General features: G+C 30.3%; 16 protein-coding genes. 9 read left to right on the plus strand and 7 right to left on the minus strand.

Annotation, left to right across the window (positions count from 1 at the left end; all coding sequences use genetic code 11):
• Nucleotides 1-38: 38 nt before the first annotated feature.
• The 3 genes from LOS89_RS07020 to LOS89_RS07030 all read left to right on the plus strand — a co-directional run bounded on the left by LOS89_RS07020 (nt 39) and on the right by LOS89_RS07030 (nt 3,920).
• A complete protein-coding gene (locus tag LOS89_RS07020) occupies nt 39-1,706 on the plus strand; it encodes an RluA family pseudouridine synthase (RefSeq protein WP_231834579.1) in 1,668 nt (555 codons plus the stop codon).
• A 68-nt stretch (nt 1,707-1,774) separates the two neighbouring features.
• Complete coding sequence (locus LOS89_RS07025; protein WP_231834580.1) at nt 1,775-3,394, plus strand: M1 family metallopeptidase; 1,620 nt, start codon at nt 1,775-1,777, stop codon at nt 3,392-3,394.
• A 103-nt stretch (nt 3,395-3,497) separates the two neighbouring features.
• Nucleotides 3,498-3,920: a DoxX family protein gene (locus tag LOS89_RS07030; protein ID WP_231834581.1), complete on the plus strand. Its 423-nt coding sequence runs from the start codon at nt 3,498-3,500 to the stop codon at nt 3,918-3,920.
• A gap of 95 nt (nt 3,921-4,015) precedes the next feature.
• On the opposite strand, the gene LOS89_RS07035 is transcribed toward LOS89_RS07030, so the two are convergent.
• Nucleotides 4,016-5,071, minus strand: coding sequence for an AMP-binding protein (locus LOS89_RS07035; RefSeq protein WP_231834582.1), 1,056 nt, complete (start codon nt 5,069-5,071; stop codon nt 4,016-4,018).
• Nucleotides 5,055-5,981: a CPBP family intramembrane glutamic endopeptidase gene (locus LOS89_RS07040; protein WP_231834583.1), complete on the minus strand. Its 927-nt coding sequence runs from the start codon at nt 5,979-5,981 to the stop codon at nt 5,055-5,057. Before LOS89_RS07040 ends, LOS89_RS07035 begins: the two co-directional genes overlap by 17 nt.
• Before the next feature lie 66 nt (nt 5,982-6,047).
• On the opposite strand from LOS89_RS07040, the gene arsC reads away from it, so the two are divergent.
• Both arsC and LOS89_RS07050 read left to right on the plus strand, forming a co-directional pair.
• Nucleotides 6,048-6,389 (plus strand): arsenate reductase (glutaredoxin), encoded by a 342-nt coding sequence (gene arsC, locus LOS89_RS07045; RefSeq protein WP_231834584.1) that lies wholly within the window; start codon nt 6,048-6,050, stop codon nt 6,387-6,389.
• Nucleotides 6,390-6,464: 75 nt separating this feature from the next.
• Nucleotides 6,465-8,984, plus strand: a complete 2,520-nt coding sequence (locus tag LOS89_RS07050; RefSeq protein ID WP_231834585.1) for a TonB-dependent receptor — start codon at nt 6,465-6,467, stop codon at nt 8,982-8,984.
• 74 nt (nt 8,985-9,058) lie between these two features.
• Here the strand turns inward: LOS89_RS07050 and LOS89_RS07055 are convergent, their stop codons facing one another.
• A complete protein-coding gene (locus tag LOS89_RS07055) occupies nt 9,059-9,229 on the minus strand; it encodes a hypothetical protein (RefSeq protein ID WP_008258162.1) in 171 nt (56 codons plus the stop codon).
• A gap of 81 nt (nt 9,230-9,310) precedes the next feature.
• Nucleotides 9,311-10,381, minus strand: a complete 1,071-nt coding sequence (gene corA / locus LOS89_RS07060; RefSeq protein WP_231834586.1) for a magnesium/cobalt transporter CorA — start codon at nt 10,379-10,381, stop codon at nt 9,311-9,313.
• 73 nt (nt 10,382-10,454) lie between these two features.
• Between corA and hutI the strand changes: the two genes are divergently transcribed.
• Together hutI and crcB are read left to right on the plus strand one after the other, a co-directional pair.
• The gene (gene hutI / locus LOS89_RS07065; RefSeq protein ID WP_231834587.1) at nt 10,455-11,690 is read left to right on the plus strand and encodes an imidazolonepropionase; all 1,236 of its coding nucleotides are present in this window, start codon (nt 10,455-10,457) and stop codon (nt 11,688-11,690) included.
• Between the two features lie 11 nt (nt 11,691-11,701).
• Nucleotides 11,702-12,079, plus strand: a complete 378-nt coding sequence (gene crcB, locus LOS89_RS07070; RefSeq protein WP_231834588.1) for a fluoride efflux transporter CrcB — start codon at nt 11,702-11,704, stop codon at nt 12,077-12,079.
• Between the two features lie 51 nt (nt 12,080-12,130).
• Here crcB and LOS89_RS07075 read toward each other — a convergent pair whose 3' ends face one another.
• Nucleotides 12,131-13,009 carry a DUF8428 domain-containing protein gene (locus LOS89_RS07075; RefSeq protein ID WP_231834589.1) on the minus strand — a complete coding sequence of 293 codons (879 nt, stop codon included), beginning with the start codon at nt 13,007-13,009 and terminating at the stop codon, nt 12,131-12,133.
• 110 nt (nt 13,010-13,119) lie between these two features.
• On the opposite strand from LOS89_RS07075, the gene LOS89_RS07080 reads away from it, so the two are divergent.
• Both LOS89_RS07080 and LOS89_RS07085 read left to right on the plus strand, forming a co-directional pair.
• Nucleotides 13,120-14,151, plus strand: coding sequence for a formimidoylglutamase (locus LOS89_RS07080; protein WP_231834590.1), 1,032 nt, complete (start codon nt 13,120-13,122; stop codon nt 14,149-14,151).
• 71 nt (nt 14,152-14,222) lie between these two features.
• A complete protein-coding gene (locus tag LOS89_RS07085; RefSeq protein WP_231834591.1) occupies nt 14,223-15,476 on the plus strand; it encodes a DEAD/DEAH box helicase in 1,254 nt (417 codons plus the stop codon).
• Nucleotides 15,477-15,488: 12 nt separating this feature from the next.
• Here LOS89_RS07085 and LOS89_RS07090 read toward each other — a convergent pair whose 3' ends face one another.
• Nucleotides 15,489-17,687: an ATP-binding response regulator gene (locus LOS89_RS07090; protein ID WP_231834592.1), complete on the minus strand. Its 2,199-nt coding sequence runs from the start codon at nt 17,685-17,687 to the stop codon at nt 15,489-15,491.
• Between the two features lie 82 nt (nt 17,688-17,769).
• Entirely contained in the window at nt 17,770-19,461 is a 1,692-nt protein-coding gene (gene ettA / locus LOS89_RS07095) for an energy-dependent translational throttle protein EttA (protein ID WP_231834593.1), read from the minus strand.
• Between the last annotated feature and the right edge of the window lie 42 nt (nt 19,462-19,503).

Below are 19,503 nucleotides of genomic sequence, written 5' to 3' on the forward strand. Positions count from 1 at the left end.
ACATTTTTTTTCGCATTATTGTAATGTATCTTTGTGACATGTTAAAAACGCTTTTTCAATCTTTCAAAACCAATATTTCAGGTATTTCGCTACCAGAAAAATTTACCTTTCCTTTTTATTACGAACCGCATGAATTAAGTAAAATTGCTGCAAAAGAATTGCAAAATCACTTAACATCTCAAACCGATTTTGAGCATAACTTTGGTTTGCAAGAAGGTCAGCAAGGTTTAATAATTGGAAAAATGTTTGGTGTTTTAGTTTGTCAAGACCAAGAAGGAAACCTAGGCTATTTATGGGCGTTTTCTGGAAAATTAGCTGGTGTGAATCATCTTCCCTATTTTGTGCCAACAATCTTTGATATGTTACACGAAGATGGTTTTTTCAGAAAAGAAGAAGAAGTTTTAAATGCAATTAATCGTCAAATCGAGATTTTAGAAAATTCAACCGAACTTCAAATCAAAAAAAATCAATTCGAATCCACAAAAAAAGAAGCCACTACAGATTTACAAAATCAAAAAGATAAAATCAAACGCTTAAAAATTGAGCGTGATGAAAAACGTAATTCATTCGATAATTTACCTTCATCTGAAATAGAACAATTAAAATTGGAACTTTCGGAAGAGAGCAAAAAAGAAAGCATTTTACTAAAAAAAATGACGAAATATTGGAATTTTCACATTGAAAATGCTCAAAAAGAAGTCAATATACTTTTAGAAGAAATCAACCAATTAAAAGAGGAACGCCGATTAAAATCGGGAGCTTTACAACAAAAACTCTTTGCAGAATATTCCTTTTTAAATCAATTTGGTGAACGCAAAAGTATTGGCGAAATTTTTAATGATAATCCGCCTGCAGGTGCTGGAGAATGTGCAGCTCCAAAGTTATTGCATTATGCATTTGAACATCAACTAAAACCTATTGCAATGGCTGAATTTTGGTGGGGACAATCGCCAAAATCGGAAATTCGCAAACACAAACAATTTTATCCTGCTTGTAAAAGTAAATGCGAACCTATCTTGTTATCGCATATGTTGAAAGGTTTGGACATGGAAGCCAATCCATTTCAAGAAAATCCAGCAGAAGGAAAAGAAATTGAAATTGTTTACGAAGATGACATTTTACTGGTAGTTAACAAACCTGAAGAATTTCTTTCGGTTCCTGGAAAAATGATTTCAGATTCGGTTTACCAAAGAATAAAAGAATTGTATCCAAATGCAACTGGTCCTTTAATTGTACATCGTTTAGACATGTCAACTTCAGGATTAATCTTAATTGCAAAAAACGAAGAAACGTATGTAAAACTGCAAAGTCAATTTATAAAACGTACTATAAAAAAACGTTATGTTGCGTTACTTGATGGAGTTCTAAAAGAAAAAGAGGGAATAATTGACTTACCACTTCGTGTGGATTTAGATGATAGACCACGACAGTTGGTTTGCTACGAAAATGGAAAACCTGCTCAAACCAAATGGGAAGTTATTGAAGTAAAAAACAATCAAACATTGGTTTACTTCTACCCGATTACAGGAAGAACACATCAATTACGCGTTCATGCTTCTCACGAATTGGGTTTAAAAACACCTATTGTTGGTGATGATTTGTACGGAACAAAAGCAAATCGTTTGCATTTACACGCAGAACAACTCATGTTTACACATCCAGAAACTAAAGAAGAACTCACAATAAAAGTGGAAGCTAATTTTTAAAAATTCTTATTTAATGTAACTTTTTTTAGAATCTAAACTCTTATATTTAGATTTTGAAAATAAGCCTCATGAAAAACAGTTTTTTAGTTGTCCTTACTCTGATTGGAATCCAACAAATTAATGCTCAATTTACTCGTCGTGATTCGCTTCAAGGTGGTTTACGAGTTGAAAGAACATCATACGATGTAAAACGTTATAATTTAAACATAACAATAAACCCAGAACAAAAAAGTATTAAAGGATTTAATGAAATTTCATTTGAAATTCTTGCTCCAATTCAAAAAATTCAATTGGATTTGTTTGAAAATATGAAAGTAGATTCAATTGTTTGGAACAAGAAAAAATTGAATTATACTCGTGATAACGATGCTGTATTCATTGATTTTCCTGAAAAATTGACTTTAAAATCAAATCATAAATTAAAATTTTATTATTCTGGTAATCCTACAATTGCAAAAAATGCACCTTGGGATGGTGGATTTGTTTTTTCAAAAGATAGTGCTGGAAAAGATTTTATTGCAGTGGCTGTTCAAGGTACTGGAGCAAGTTTATGGTATCCTGTAAAAGATTCACAAAGTGACGAACCAGATAATGGTGCTTCAATTAAAGTAGCTGTTCCGAACGGATTAATGAATGTTTCTAACGGACGATTTTTAGGTTCTCAAGATTTAAAAAATGGTTATACACGTTGGGATTGGGAAGTTAAAAATCCTATTAACAATTATACGATTACGGTAAATATTGCTGACTATGTTCATATTCAAGATAAAATGCCTGATTTAGATTTGGATTATTATGTTTTGAGAGAAAACGAAGCTAAAGCGCGTGAACATTTTGCAGAAGTAAAGCCGATGATGGAATGTTTTCAATCGAAGTTTGGAAGATATCCTTTTTGGGAAGATGGTTACAAATTAGTTGAAACTCCTTATTTAGGAATGGAACATCAAAGTGCTGTAGCTTATGGTAATAAGTACAAAAAAGGATACAGGGGATTTGACCTTTCTGGAACTGGTGTAGGAATGTTTTTCGATTATATCACAATTCATGAAACAGGTCATGAATGGTTTGGAAATAGCATAACAAGTATGGATATTGCTGACATGTGGATTCATGAAGGCTTTACAACGTATTCAGAAACAGTTTTTATTGAATGTATAAAAGGTTATGATGATGCCATGAAATACATCAACGGTCAATCTAGAAATGTTAGAAACGATCGTCCTATTATTGGACAATATGGTGTAAATAATGAAGGTTCTGGAGATATGTATTACAAAGGTTCATTACTTTTAAACACATTACGACACATTATTGCTGATGATGAAAAATGGTGGCAAATCATCTACGACTACTCTGAAACTTTCAAGAAGAAAATTATTACATCAGATACTGTCATAGATTATTTTAACAAAGAAAGTGGCTTAAATTTAACACCTATTTTCAGACAGTATTTATACACCAATCAAGTACCTTATTTTATGTACAAAATTAAAGGTGATAATTTATATTATTCTTGGGATAACGTTAATGAAGATTTCAATATGCCTATAGACATTGAGTTTGATGGCGAAAAGATAAGATTACAACCAACAGTAAAAGAGCAAAAAATCAAACTAAAAAAGCTGGATAAAAAGAATTTTAAAGTTTTTAGCAACCAGTTTTTTGTTAAAATTAAAGAAGGTAATTAACCTTCTTTTTTTTATTAATTTTAGGTTTTAATTAACTTGGATTTTAACCATAACATGTTAATTTTTAGTAAATTAGCATCGTATAATTTAAATCCGTTTATTTATGGCTACAATTAGAGAACTGAATAAATGGGCTAATGCAAATACATGCCTTACCATTGATGTTTTAAGAATTGTTTTAGGTGCTTTTTTGTTCTTTAAAGGAGTTTCTTTTATAGTAGATAAAAAATATCTTCATGAAATTCTTAATTCTGTTGGAAGTTTTGGTAGTGAAATGGTCGTCATTCACTACGTTGCAATGGCACATATGGCGGGAGGAGTAATGATAATCATTGGCTTCTTAACCAGATGGTCTATTTGGGTACAGCTACCCATATTATTAGGAGCTTTTTTGATAAACTTTGTTGGGGTTTTCAATCCTACAGATTTTATTCAATCGTTACTAGCGTTTGCTGCTAGTGTTTTCTTTATCTTTTTTGGAAGCGGAAAACATTCAGCAGATTACTATTTAAAAATGGAAGAATAAACTACTCTAAGGTTGTACAATTACACAATAAGCTAATATAATACCCGCTTTAATCTTCATAATCCATTCAATAAGGTACTATATTAATTTGTTAATTATACAACCTTTATTTTTTCTAATGTTTTATTTCGATTAATCTTTTTAGTATCCGTTTCAACAAACTCTGAAACAAATACAACTTCTTTAGGCTTTTCAAACTTTTCTAAAGAATTAAATATTTCCAAATCAATCTCTTTTGATTCACCTTCTATTACTAATACTACTTTAGTTCCTAAAACTGCATCTGGAAAACCAGTAATAAAAAATCGATTTGAAATTCTTGAAGCTAACTTGGTTTCAATTTGTTCCGGAAATAATTTTATGCCACCACTATTTATCACATTGTCATAACGTCCGAGCCATTTGAATTGCTTTTCATTTAAAATCGCTACAATATCATTTGTTATCACTTTTTCATCTGAAATACTTGGTGCCTCTATAACCAAACAATTTCTATCATCATTTGAAATACTAACGTGCTCTAATATATTAAAATACTCCTCACCTATTTTTTTTGCAGCAATATGCGTTATGGTTTCGGTCATTCCATACGTTTCATAAATTTCAGAATTAACTTCTTTAAGTTTCGAAGCCAAATCATCTGAAACTTTAGCACCACCAATGATTATTTTTTTAAATTGATTTAATTTTTCTAAGCTGTTTTCAGCTTGTAAAGGCACAATTGCACCAAAATCATATGTTTGATGCGCAAACAAACTATCTAAATGAGAAGTCGGTTCAATGATATCCAATTCTAAACCAATTATCATTGCTCGTACAATCATCATTTTTCCAGCAATATAACGTGGAGGTAAACACAGTAAAGCTTTATCCTGAGGATGTAAATTGAAAAAATTACCTGTTGCTATTGCCGAATGCACCATGGCTTGCTTTTTTATGGCAATTCGTTTTGGAACTCCTGTTGTTCCAGAAGTGGTTACAGTAATTATTTCTTTATCATCTAACCAATCCAACAAAAAAACACCTAAATCTTTTTCATGCTCTTTTCCTTCTTTGATTGAAGTGTAAGCCAATTGAAAAAGAGCTTCTTTATCAAAGTGAAAACCGTTAATTTTAAATCGATTGTGAACGTTTTTATAATGAGGAATCATTGTTGTTTTTTTCTAATTCATTAATTACTGTTAATTTCCCAAATAGTTTTTCTTTCCAATTTGTCCATTTGTAAACTTTAGAAAAAATTAAAAGAATTAGAGGAAAAATAACAAATACTGGTGTTAAAACATCAAAACCAGCAGAAGGTTCTGACATGTCTTTTAAAACTGAGTTTGTTTGAAAAGCAGTCCAATCAGCAGTTACAAGTAATGCACCAACTAAGTTATTTGCAGCATGAAACCCAAGAGCCAATTCTAATCCTTCATCCATTAATGTCATAATTCCTAAGAAAAAACCAGTTCCAATGTAATATATCATAATAATGTAACCTATTTTCCCAACTTCAGGATTTGCAATATGCATTAATCCAAACAAAACCGAAGTTACAAGTAAAGGAACAAATCTATTATTAGTAGCTAGTCCTAATCCTTGCATCATGTGAGCTCTAAAAAGATATTCTTCAAAACTGGTTTGCATCGGAATTAAAATTATCGCCAGAATTAAGAAAATAAAAAATCTTTCAGGTTTAAAATTCCAAACAAAATTTTCTGGTTGGGTATAATAAAGTGCTAAAATCATTAAGGAAGTTATACTTCCCCATAGAAAAAAAGAGAAAAAAATGCGTTTCCAATCAATCTTTAATCTAGAAGTAGTTAAACTAGTTATTGAAACTCCTTGAATAAACTTTGACCAAAAAAGAACGATTAATAAACCAAAAGCCAATGGACCAACTAACATTACAAAAGTTAAATTTACACCTAACATTTTAATAGTCTGCTGAATAACTTCATTTGTATCTACTCCATCAGATAAAACAAAATTGGAAGCCATCAATAAAATAAACCCCAATGGAATCGGCAAGTAAGAGAATAAATTAATTCTTTTCGATTTTAATTGCTCTATGTACATGTTTTTTAAAGTTCTTAAGTTTGCTACTAAAGTACTATTTTTTATTCCTTTGTAAAAAATAAAAATATGATAACTATTTACCATAATCCGAGATGTACAAAATCTAGAGAAGGTTTGTGCGAAATTGAACTATTAAATCGTCCATTTGAAATTAGAAAATATCTTGATGAACCTTTTACAAAAGAGGAGTTAATAGATGTTATCAAAAAATTAAACATTAAACCAATTGAGCTTGTTCGTACAAAAGAAAGTATTTGGGTTGAAAAATATAAAGGGAAAGAACTTAGTGATGCTCAAATTATTGAAGCAATGCTCGAAAATCCTAAATTAATAGAGCGTCCTATAATTGTAAATGGTGATAAAGCTGTTATTGCAAGACCAAAAGAAAAGATTAACGAAGTCATTTAATACTTTAACAAAGATTTAGCATTTAACGGCTAAACCAAAAGTTACTTTTGCAGTCTTATTTGCAAAAAAACATTTATGACCAAGAAAATTTTTATTGTTGCACTAACTTTATTTCTAAGTTTAACAGCATTTGCACAAAGACCAGAAGGAAAAAAAATTACTATTTCTGGGAAAGTAATTGAAAAAGGAACCGATCTTCCTTTAGAATATGCCACTATTGTATTCGAAAACGCTATTACAAAACAACTTTCTGGAGGAATTACTGATGAAAACGGTAACTTCAAATTTGAAATAACAGCTGGTAATTATAATGCTCGTGCTGAATTTATTTCTTTTAAGAATGTTGTAATTCCTCAAAAAGAATTTAACGCCGATGTAAATTTAGGTACAATTCAAATGGAGGCTGATGTTGCGCAATTAAATGAAATTGAAGTAATTGCAGAAAAATCAACAGTAGAAATTAAACTTGATAAAAGAGTTTACAATGTAGGTAAAGATATGATGGTTAAAGGTGGAACAGTCAGTGATGTTCTTGACAATGTACCATCTGTAACTGTTGATGCTGAAGGAACAGTTGCCCTTAGAGGAAATGAAAGTGTAAAAATTTTAATTGACGGAAAACCATCTGGTTTAGCCGGAATCAATATTGCTGATGCTTTAAAATTATTACCAGCTGATGCAGTTGATAAAGTTGAAGTTATTACTAATCCATCTGCTCGTTATGATGCTGAAGGTGGTGGTGGTATTATCAATATTATTTTAAGAAAAGGAAAGGCAAATGGAGTTAATGGTTCTGTAATGGTTAATGCTGGTGATCCTGAAACTTACGGCGGTAGCATTAATTTGAACAAAAAAAGCGACAGATATAACTTATTTTCAAATATTGGCTATAACTACAGAAACAATCCTGGTAATTCGATGACTGATTCTGAATACTTTAATGCCGATGGTACTACAAGTAGATTTATCAAAGAAAGAAGAACAAATGATAGATTAAGTAAAGGTTTTAATGCAAATTTTGGAATCGATTTAAATTTATCTAATTCATTAACTTGGACAAATGCATTAACATTTAGAGAAAATAACGGAGAAAATCCTGATAATGTTTTCTTTTACAATTATGATGCTTCAAACAATCCTACTTCAATAAGAAATCGTTTTAATGATCAAAGAAGTGATGATTTTAGCATTGAATATTCTACAAACTTTACTAAGAAGTTTAAAAAAGACGATCATAAATTAACTGTTGATGTGGCAGTATCTCAAAATAGAGAAAATGAATTTGCAACAATTACAGATCAAGTTTTAGGAGACCCTTCTTCTTTAGATCCTCAAGGAACATCAAATAAAAATAGTCAACAAAGAAATTTATTACAAACTGACTACGTTTTACCAATTGGAAAAAATGGACGATTTGAAGCTGGTTATAGAGGAAGTTTTACAAACAATTTAACGGATTTTGTTGTTACACCAGATTCTGATTTTTCTAATAAATTAGAATATATAGAAAATGTAAATGCATTATACACACAATATGGTTCAAAATTTAATAAGTTTTCTTACTTTGTAGGATTACGATTTGAAGATAGTCATATCGAAGTAAATTCATTATCATTAAACGATTATAACACAAAAAAATACAACAACTTATTCCCTTCTGCAACAATTAATTATGAGTTTTCTGAAAGCAGTTCATTAAGTTTAAGTTATAGTAAAAGAATTAACCGTCCTAGAGGCCGTTTCTTAAATCCTGTATCATCATTATCAAGTAACATTAATATCTTTCAAGGTAATCCAGATTTGAATCCTTCAAAAACAGATGCAATTGATTTAGGTTATTTAAAAAGATGGAATAAATTAACGTTCAATACTTCTGCTTATATCAATATTACTAATGATTCATTCCAATTCATCAGAAAAGAATCTGGTTCATTTGTTACAACAGTAGTTGATGGAGAAGATATTGTAGACCCAGTTACAGGTGATGTTACACCTGTTGGTGGAGAAGATATTAGAGTCCCTGTAATTTTAAGTACTCCTATTAACTTAGCCAAAGAATATAGAGCAGGTTTAGAGTTCAATTTAAACTATACACCTTACAAATGGTGGAGACTTAATGGAAACTTTAATGCTTATAGAGTAGAAACTCAAGGTGACTACAGTTATGTGAATTTTCAAGGAAATACTATTGAACAAAATTTTGATAATGTTGCATTTACATGGTTTACAAGAATTTCGTCTAAAATAACTTTACCATACAAAATTGATTGGCAAACAAATGCTACATACAACGCTCCTCAAACAAATGCACAAGGACGTTCATTAGGAGTAGCATCAGTTAATTTAGCTTTCAGTAGAGATATTTTAAAAGACAAAGGGTCAATTTCATTAAATGTTAGTGACTTATTTAACTCAAGAAAAAGAATTTCTGAAACCAATATCACAAACGTAGTTAGCTCTTACAGCGAAATGCAATGGAGACAAAGACAAGTTATGTTAACTTTCACATATCGTTTTAACAAACAGAAAAACGAAAAAGATAGACAGCCTAGAAGAGATGATAATGGTGATGGCGATTTTATGGGTAGACCATAATATTAAAATCAAAATAGACCACAAAAAAAGTCCCGATATAATCGGGACTTTTTATTTTTAAAAATTAAAAGAAATTATCCTTCTAATTCAGCTTGTCTTTTAGCTCTTTTCTCTTTAATCAATTCCATAATAGCTCCGCCCAACCAATAGTGAACAAATCCTACTAAGAATATCATCAACCAAAAACCAATAGTTAATATGGTTAAGAAAAGTAAAAAACCTAGGTACTGTTGAAATTCAAACATAATATTTTCCGGAATTTATGAATTCACGTCAAAGATAATAGTAATATTTATTTTTGCCAATATAATATTGATTAATTTTAGCTAAAACCACTTTTTAATTTTAAAATAAACAAACATTATAGCTACAATTGTGAGCATTATTCCCCAAATTAAAAAATAGCCATACTCCCACTCTAACTCGGGAAAATGCTTAAAGTTTTGACCATAAACACCAACTATAAAAGTTAATGGTAAAAAAAACATAGAAACAACCGTTAGTGTTTTCATTACTTGGTTCATTTTATGATTCTGAGCTGAGAAAAAATAATTTGAAGCACTATCGAGTGTAATTAAATCAGAATCAATTTGTTCTAAAAGTTCTAAACATTTTTGATGTAATCTAGAAAAGAAAGTAAAATTTTCTGGTTGAATGTCATTGAAAACATTATCATCTTTAATACTCTTAATCGAATACAACGAATCGCGAAGCGGAATTATAGAACGCTTTAAAAAGTTAAAATTATCTCGATGTTTTTCAATTAATTCTAAAACTTCAGGATTGGTATTTGTTTTGGTCAAATTAATCAATTCATCTATTTTATCTTCTTCACTTTCAATTGTTATATAAAAATTTTCGATAATAGCGTCTAACAATAAATACAATAAATAATCGGCTTTTTTAGATCTAACAACACCCGAGTTTGTTCTCAAACGTTCTCGAATATGCGTAAAGAAATCACTTCGCTTTTCCTGAAATGAAATCAACACATTATTCTTTAATAAAAAGCTAATTTGCTCAACACTAATATTATTTGAAGATTTTTGTGGTAATAACGACTTTACGTTAAAGAATAATATGTCATGATATTCTTCTACTCTTGTTCGTTTAGTCGTATTTAAGATATCTCCTATAATGAAATGATCAGCATCAAACTTTGCACCTACTTTTTCAATAAATGCATGATTGTTTAACCCATGAATATTTATCCAATTTACTTTTGAAACTTCAATATTAGAATCTATATCTTCAGGTTGCAATTGTTGACATTCGGTAACATCTTCTGAATCATATACAAAAAGCTGCATTTCTGTTGGAGATTGTTTATGAATCCCAGTATATTCTAAAGTACTAGCCTGAACTTTTCTTCCTTTTTTATATTTTATTTTTCTCAAAACAAACAAATTTTATATAAAGATAGGAGTTTTTAAAAATGAGAAGTATTTTTACTGAAAATTTATTTTTTTGATGAAAACACTATTTATCAACATAAAAGAACTGTTACAAATTAGAGAAACTGGAGTTGAAAAAATTTCTGGTTCCGACATGGCAATTTTACCAAAAATTGAAAACGCTTACCTTTTAATAGAAAATTCTATCATTACCGATTTTGGTTCAATGGAAAATTGTCCAGACAAATCGGATATGAATGTTATTAATGCTTCAGGTCAAGTTATTTTACCAACATGGGTTGATAGTCACACACACATAGTATATGCAGGCAATAGAATTCAAGAATTTGTTGATAGAATTAACGGTTTGTCCTATGAAGAAATTGCAAATCGTGGTGGTGGAATTTTAAATTCGGCTAAAAAATTAAACGAAACTTCTGAAGATGAAATTTATGAGCAATCAAAATTACGTTTGGAAGAAGTTATGCTACAAGGAACGGGAGCAGTTGAAATAAAATCAGGTTACGGATTAACGGTTGAAGGCGAATTGAAAATGTTACGCGTTATCAAACGCTTAAAAGAAAATTATCCTATAGCAATAAAAGCAACTTTTTTAGGAGCACACGCATTTCCTACAGAATATAAAGAAAATCATGCTGCTTATATTGATGTAATCATTAACGAAATGCTTCCAAAGATTGCTAATGAAAATTTGGCTGATTATATTGATGCTTTCTTAGAAACTGGTTATTTTTCTGTAGAAGAAACCATTAAAATTATGGAAGCGGGTAAAAAATATGGTTTAGAACCAAAAATTCATGTAAACCAATTTACTGCTATTGATGGAATTAAAGCTTGTGTTGAAAATGGTGCTTTATCGGTAGATCATTTAGAAATTGTAACGGATGAAGATATTGCTGTTTTAAAAGACAGTAAAACCATGCCAGTAGCATTACCAAGTTGTTCTTATTTTATTAGTATTCCTTATACGCCAGCTCGTAAAATGATGAATGCTGGTTTGCCATTAGCTTTGGCTACCGATTACAATCCGGGTACCACTCCCTCAGGAAATATGAATTTCGTAGTAGCAACGGCTTGTATAAAAATGAAAATGACTCCTGAAGAAGCTATCAATGCAGGAACTATAAACGGTGCTTATGCAATGGGAATTTCAGAAACTCACGGAAGTATTACAAAAGGTAAAAAAGCCAATATTATCATTACAAAACCTTTAACTAGTTTTTACCAATTACCTTATGCTTTTGGAACAAACTTAATTGATAAAGTAATGATTGAAGGTCAATTTATTTAAAATTCATTACCATGATAAAAACGATATTACTTGTTGGATTAGGTGGCGCTTTTGGAAGTGTTTTTAGATATTTAACTCATTGGTTAACTACTAAATATTTTCAAAGTTCATTTCCATTAAGTACGTTTCTTGTAAATGTAATTGGAAGTTTACTAATTGGATTGTTCATTGGTTATATTGGGAAATATTTTCCTGAGAATCATCCTTTAAAGTTTTTACTCATTATAGGCTTTTGCGGTGGTTTTACAACATTTTCTAGTTTTGCTTTAGAAAACTATAATTTACTTCAAAACAACCAACAAATTACAGCTTACTTTTATATGGCTGGTTCCATAATTTTAACCATAAGCGCTGTAGGATTTGGGAATTATTTAGCTAAATATATATAATAAAAAAGTCCAATGTAAACATTGGACTTTTTTTATAAATTACAGTTTGTATTATCTTAAATCAAAACTAGTTTTAGAAACTAATTCAGCATTTTTATCAAATACATTTACAAAGTAAGTTCCTTTTGCAAAATCTTTTCCAGGAACATCTTCATTAACTTGAACTGTTTTGTTTTCATATTTAACAGTAGAAATAAAGCTATATGTTAATGTTTTATCTCCAGCAGGAATTGTTTTCTTTTCGCCTAAAATATTGTTTTTACTATCAATAATTTGAACGTAGTATTCTCTTGCACCAGTTTTAGCAATTTGATTTTCAGCAATTAAGAAACTAACTTTTAAAACATCAGCTCTACTAGCTTTGTCTGTTTCAATTTGTTTTCCTGAACTTCTTTGTTTTACAGCTAATACTTTTAAATTTAAAACAGCTAATTTAGATCCTTTTTCAACTGTTTTAGTTAAACTTTCATTTTGAACTAATAAAGTATCATTGAATTTTTTAGCATCAGATAAAACAACATTTGTACTATCTAAACTAGAAGTTAAAGCAACATTTTGCTCTTTTAAAATTTTGTTCTCTGCAACTAAATTATCCATTTCTCTTTTTAAACGGAAATATTCGTTTTTGTACTTAGCCATTGCTGCTGCATCACCTTTAGATTTTTCTACTTGCTCTAATAAGGCAACCATTTTAGCTTGTTCAGCTTGTAATTCATCTTTTAATGCAGTGTTATCTGAAATCATAGCATCATACTCAGCAATTTTAGTTTTTAACTCCTCTGCTAATGTATTCTTTTCAGTAGTTAAGGTTGTAACTGTTTCTTTGTTATCAGAATTCAGTTTAAAAATGTAACCTAAGCTCCCTAAAAAAAGTAAGGCTAATACTACTACTGCGGCTTTTAATCCAGAATTGTTCGATTTGTTTTCCATTTTTTGGTATATGTTAAGTTTTCTCAAAAATACAATTTTTAAAGTATTTTCTAAATTTTAAACGTAATTTATTTTAAAATAGTACTTTTGGGTTGCATTTATTTACCCCTATGGAGAATATCATACTTTTAAGCCAAAATGAATTAGCCAAGATTACCAACCACAGAAGTGGTGAAATAAAATTTGGAGAAAAAATAGTTACTATCCCTAAAGATGCTGATGCTATTGATTTTATTTCAAGCAGCGAAGCACAATTTGTATTATTAGGAATTCCTGAAGATATTGGTGTTAAAGCAAACTTAGGAAGAGTTGGTGCTGCATCAGCTTATGAAAGTGCCCTTAAAAGTATCGCCAACATTCAACATAATAAATTTTGTAAAGGAAGCAATTTAATTGTCTTAGGAAAATTAGATGTTTCAGCACAATTAGAAAAAGCACAATCTTTAGATGCTAACAATAAAGAGCATCGAAAAGAACTTTACGAACTAGTAGAACAATTGGATGTTGAAGTTTCACATGTTATTCATCAAATTTGCAATGCCGGTAAAATTCCTATAATTATTGGTGGCGGACACAATAATGCTTATGGTAATATAAAAGGATTGGCTTTAGCCAAAGGAAAACCAGTGAATGCCATTAATTTTGATGCACATACCGATTTTAGAATTTTAGAAGGAAGACATTCTGGTAATGGTTTTAGCTATGCTTTTGAAGATGGTTTTCTAAAAAAATACTTCGTATTCGGGCTTCATGAAAATTTTGTTTCTAAAAGTGTATTCAATACTTTAAAAGAATTAACATCAAGAGTAAAATATGTAACTTATGAAGAAATTGATGTTAAACGTGAGAAAAACTTCGAAACTGAGTTAGAAAATTCGTCGAACTTTATTAAAAATGAACCTTTTGGAATAGAATTAGATTTAGATGCAATTCCAAATATTCCTTCAAGTGCAATGACTTTAAGCGGTTTTAGTGTTGATAGAGCTAGACAATTTGTTTACTATTTTGGAAAACAACAAAATGCTTCTTATTTACACATCTGTGAAGGAGCTCCTGAATTGGATACTTCTAATAACAATCATTTAACGGGTAAATTGATTGCTTCATTAGTTACCGATTTTATGAAGGCTAAAGTAGGATAATCTTAACTTCATTAAAATAACACTATCTTTGTACGCTCATCAAACTTTTTTGATGAGAAAATTATTTATATATGACATTCAACGAATTAAAATTATTTAACAATATACAACAAGCTTTGGAGGAAGAAGGCTACACAAACCCTACTCCAATTCAAGAGCAAGCCATTCCTGAAATATTAGCAGGCCAAGATTTAGTTGCTTGTGCCCAAACTGGAACTGGAAAAACGGGTGCTTTCGCCATTCCAATTCTAAATTTAATTCATCGAATTGTAGGTTCGGCAAAGAAAACAAAACATATCCGAACTTTAGTGGTTACGCCAACGAGAGAATTAGCCATTCAAATTGACGAAAGTTTCAAAACTTACGGAAAATATACTAATGTGAAATCGTTAGTGATTTTTGGAGGTGTAAACCAAGTACCACAAGTAAATGAACTAAAAATGGGTGTTGATGTTTTAATCGCAACTCCAGGACGTTTTTTAGATTTACACAAACAAGGTTTTATCGATTTGAATCATATGCATCATTTGGTTTTAGACGAAGCCGATCAAATGTTAGACATGGGATTTATTAATGATGTTAAGAAAATCATCAAATTAACTCCAGAAAACCGCCAAACATTGTTATTTTCAGCAACGATGCCTTTAGCAATTAGAGAATTAGCCGATACTTTTTTAACAAGACCAAAATACATTTCAGTGACACCTATTTCTAGTACGGCTGAAAATGTATCGCAAAAAGTATATTTCGTAAACAAAGACGAGAAACGTTTGCTTTTAAAACAGTTAATTATTCAAGAAAGTTTGAGTAATGCTTTAGTGTTTACTAGAACCAAACACGGCGCTGACAACATTGTAAAAGTGTTGAAAAAAGCACATATAAAAGCAGAAGCTATTCACGGAGACAAATCGCAAAATGCACGTCAGCGTGTTTTAGAACAGTTCAAAAATAAAGAAATTGATATTTTAGTTGCTACTGATATTGCGGCAAGAGGAATTGATATTGAACAACTTCCGTTTGTGATTAACTTTGATATTCCAAATATTTCAGAAACCTATGTACACCGAATTGGTCGTACTGGTCGTGCTGGAAATTCTGGTTTAGCGATTTCATTTTGTGGAAAAGATGAAAAAGCATATTGGCAGGATATTGAAAAGTTGATCCGAATGAAAGTGAAAGTAGTAACCGATCATCCATATGAATGGAAAGACGAGGTAAAAAATCCAGATGCAAAACCTGATTTAAGAAATAAAAATAAGATGAATCCAAATTCAAAATCAAGAAAATCGGATGCTTCTAAGAAAAACAAAAAACGTTGGTACTAAGCCAACGTTTTTTTATTTATCTACCAATCGCTTAATCGTTTCAAAAAGTTTATGACTTTCAAACGGTTTCACAATTACTTCATCTATTTGAGCATCGATGATTTTTTCTTCTATATCTTGCTTATCAAAAGCAGTTACGGCAATAATTGGAGTTTGAATTCCTTTTTGTCTGATTAATTTAGAAGTTTCAAATCCATTTATAATCGGCATATTTATATCCATTAGAATGGCATCAAAATGGGTTTTACTGATTAATTCTAAAGCAGCATATCCATCATCTACAATATTGCATTTAAAATGATTGTTTTCTAGAAGTTTTTTAGTAACTACTTGATTTATTTTATTATCCTCAACCACTAAGATTTTATATTCTTTTCTTGCGGAAAGATCTACATCTAAATTATCAATTATAGATTTTGCTCTAGAAACATCCGAATCTAATGGTAATGTAAAAGTTATAGTTGTTCCTTTACCTTCTTCGCTCTCTAATTGAATGGTTCCGTTGAACAATTCAACTAATTTTTTAACAATGGTTAAACCTAAACCTGTTCCTTGATAATCATCTTCTTTACGATAAACTTGAACAAATTTCTCAAAAACTTTATTTTGATCTTCTTTAGCAATTCCTATTCCGTTATCAATTACCTGAAACTTCAAATAACATTTTGTTCCGATTTTTTCTATCAAATCAGCTTTGACAACTACTCTTCCATTTTCAGTAAATTTGAGTGAATTACTCATCAAATTAATAAAAATTTGAGACAATCGTATTTTATCTCCGACTAAAACTTCTGGAATTGAATTATCAACATCAATAAAAATTTGATTATTATTCTTAACGGCTAAAAAGTATAGTGAATCTTTGATAACCATTAATTCATCTTGAATATTGAAAACCGCATCTTCAAGAACCACTTGGTTTTCTTCAATTTTATAAACCTTTAAAATATCATTTACTAGTGACAATAAATACTTAGCAGAAAATTTTAAGGATTTTAAATGTGGACTGTTTTTTAATTCTTTGTGTTCGTCTAAGATTATATCTGTAATTCCAACCACTCCATAAAGTGGTGTTCTCAATTCGTGACTGATAGTAGAAATGAATTGGGTTTTCAATTGAGAAGCTTCTTCTGCTTTTTCTTTAGCTATTAACAATTCGTTATTTGTTCTTTTTAACTCTTCGTTAATTTTTGCTTTGAATTTATTGTTGCGAATTAATGATAAGAGCAACAATAACAAAATGAAGAAGATAATTGCTAAAAGAATTACGAAAACGCGATTTGCTTGTAATTTTTCTGCTTGAATTTCTTTTTCTTTCTCAATTTGGTCAATTTTACGATTGATTTCGTCATGCTCAATTTGCATTCCACCAACTTTAACTTCATTCAATCGCTCTTCATTATAAATCTCATCTTGTAATTGATCATGTTTTAAGAGATAAAAATGAGCTTTTTCAAAGTTCTTTATTTTGAAATAGAAATTTGAAATATCATGATAAACATCACTTGCATTAGATTTGATTAGCTCAATATCGTTTTGCTCACAAAATTGAACTGCTTTTAAATAATATTCTTCCGCTTTTTTATTATTATTAATACTATTGTAGTACAATCCAAAGTTTGAATTCAAGGAGATTTTCGATTCGATATCGCCATTTTTATCCACATAATCTTTAACCTCATTGAAATATTGAATTCCATTACTAAAATCCTCAACGGCAAAATAAGCGCTACCAATATTCAATTTTGAAAACATAATTTCGTATTCATCATTGTGTTGAATCGAATATTTTAAGCCTTCTTTGTAATGTTTAATTCCTTTATGAAAATCAATTTTTCGATAACAATAAACGTTTCCTAAATTATTGTTTAGCCAACCTTTAACAGTGTCATTATTTACTTTATTGGCTAAAACCAAACCTTTAGTATAATATTCAATTGCTTTTTGATAATCTGAGAATTCTTCAAAGTTTAATCCAATGAGATTATAAGCCTTCGATGCGATTAAGTCATCGTTATTTTTTGTAGCAATAATTAAGGCTTTTTGAGCAAAATCGAGAGATTTTTTTGTTTCGAGTTTAAGAAAACTTTGCCCCGCTTTTTTTAATAACTCTTTCGCTTCTTTATTCGTTGAATTAGTAGTCTGTGCTTTAATTATTACAGAACTAATACAGAGTAAAATAACAAATAAAAAACGTTTTGAAGTTATCATGTAACCGTTTTAAAATAATTTTATTTATAAAACACTAAAGTAAAAAAAAATCCTGACTAAATCAGGATTTTTTAACAAATGTTTATCTAGTAAGTTTTTTGTACTTGATTCGTGTTGGAACCACATCTTTTCCTAAACGTTTTTTCTTATTTTCTTCGTATTCAGAGAAACTTCCTTCAAAGAAATATACTTGAGAATCACCTTCAAAAGCCAAGATATGAGTACAAACTCTATCTAAAAACCATCTATCGTGCGAAATAATAACCGCACAACCTGCAAAGTTTTCCAAACCTTCTTCTAAAGCACGTAAAGTATTAACATCTAAGTCATTCGTAGGCTCATCTAATAACAATACGTTTCCTTCTTCTTTTAAAGTCATGGCTAAGTGAAGTCTATTACGTTCTCCACCTGATAAAGTAGCTACTTTTTTGTTTTGATCGCTTCCGCCAAAGTTAAAACGAGATAAATACGCTCTTGAATTTACTTGTCTTCCGCCCATCATGATTAATTCTTGACCATCGCAGAAGTTTTCCCAAATTGATTTGTTTACATCAATATTTGCATGAGATTGGTCAACATAAGCGATTTTAACAGTATCACCAATTGTGAATGAACCTGAATCTGGAGTTTCTTCTCCCATAATCATTCGGAAAATGGTTGATTTACCAGCACCGTTTGGACCAATAATTCCAACAATTCCCGCTTGAGGCAATACAAAATTCAAATCATCATATAATAATTTATCACCAAAAGCTTTTGCAACTCCTTTAGCTTCAATAACATTAGTTCCTAAACGAGGCCCATTTGGAATGTAGATTTCTAATTTTTCATCTAACTCTTTTTGGTCTTCGTTTAATAATTTATCGTAGTTCTGTAAACGAGCCTTTTGTTTTGTTTGACGCCCTTTTGCACCTTGACGAACCCAATCCAACTCACGTTCTAATGTTTTTCTACGTTTTGAAGCTACTTTTTCTTCTTGCTCCATACGTTTTGATTTTTGATCTAACCAAGAAGAATAGTTTCCTTTCCATGGAATACCTTCTCCTCTATCCAATTCTAAAATCCAACCAGCAACATTATCTAAGAAATAACGGTCGTGCGTTACTGCGATAACAGTTCCAGAATATTGTTGTAAGTGTTGTTCTAACCAAAGTACAGACTCAGCATCTAAGTGGTTAGTAGGCTCATCTAATAATAAGACATCAGGTTGTTGTAATAATAAACGACATAACGCAACACGACGTTTTTCTCCCCCTGATAAAACTGAAATTGGTGTATCTGCTTCTGGCGTACGTAAAGCATCCATAGCAATTTCTAATTTGGTATCAATTTCCCAAGCACCACAAGCATCAATTCTATCTTGTAATTCTGCCTGACGATCCATAAGCTTTTGCATTTTATCTGCATCTTCATAAACTTCTGGCAAACCAAAATCGTCATTAATTTTATTGAATTCTTCTAATAAAGAGAAAATCTCCGCAGCACCTTCGCGAACTACTTCTATTACTGTTTTAGATTCGTCTAATTGTGGCTCTTGTTCTAAGTAACCAACAGTGTATCCTGGAGCAAAAACTACATCTCCTTGATAGTTTTTATCTACACCTGCAATAATTTTTAATAATGATGATTTACCAGCACCATTTAAACCCAAAATACCAATTTTAGCTCCATAAAAGAAACTTAAATAAATATCTTTTAATACAGTTTTATTTGAACTAGAGTAAGTTTTAGTTACTCTAGACATCGAAAATATGACTTTCTTATCGTCTGACATGATATATGTTTTGTTTGATTTTTGTTTAAAATTTTAAATATG

Source organism: Flavobacterium channae (assembly GCF_021172165.1).
In the GTDB taxonomy this organism is placed as follows: Bacteria; Bacteroidota; Bacteroidia; order Flavobacteriales; family Flavobacteriaceae; genus Flavobacterium; species Flavobacterium channae.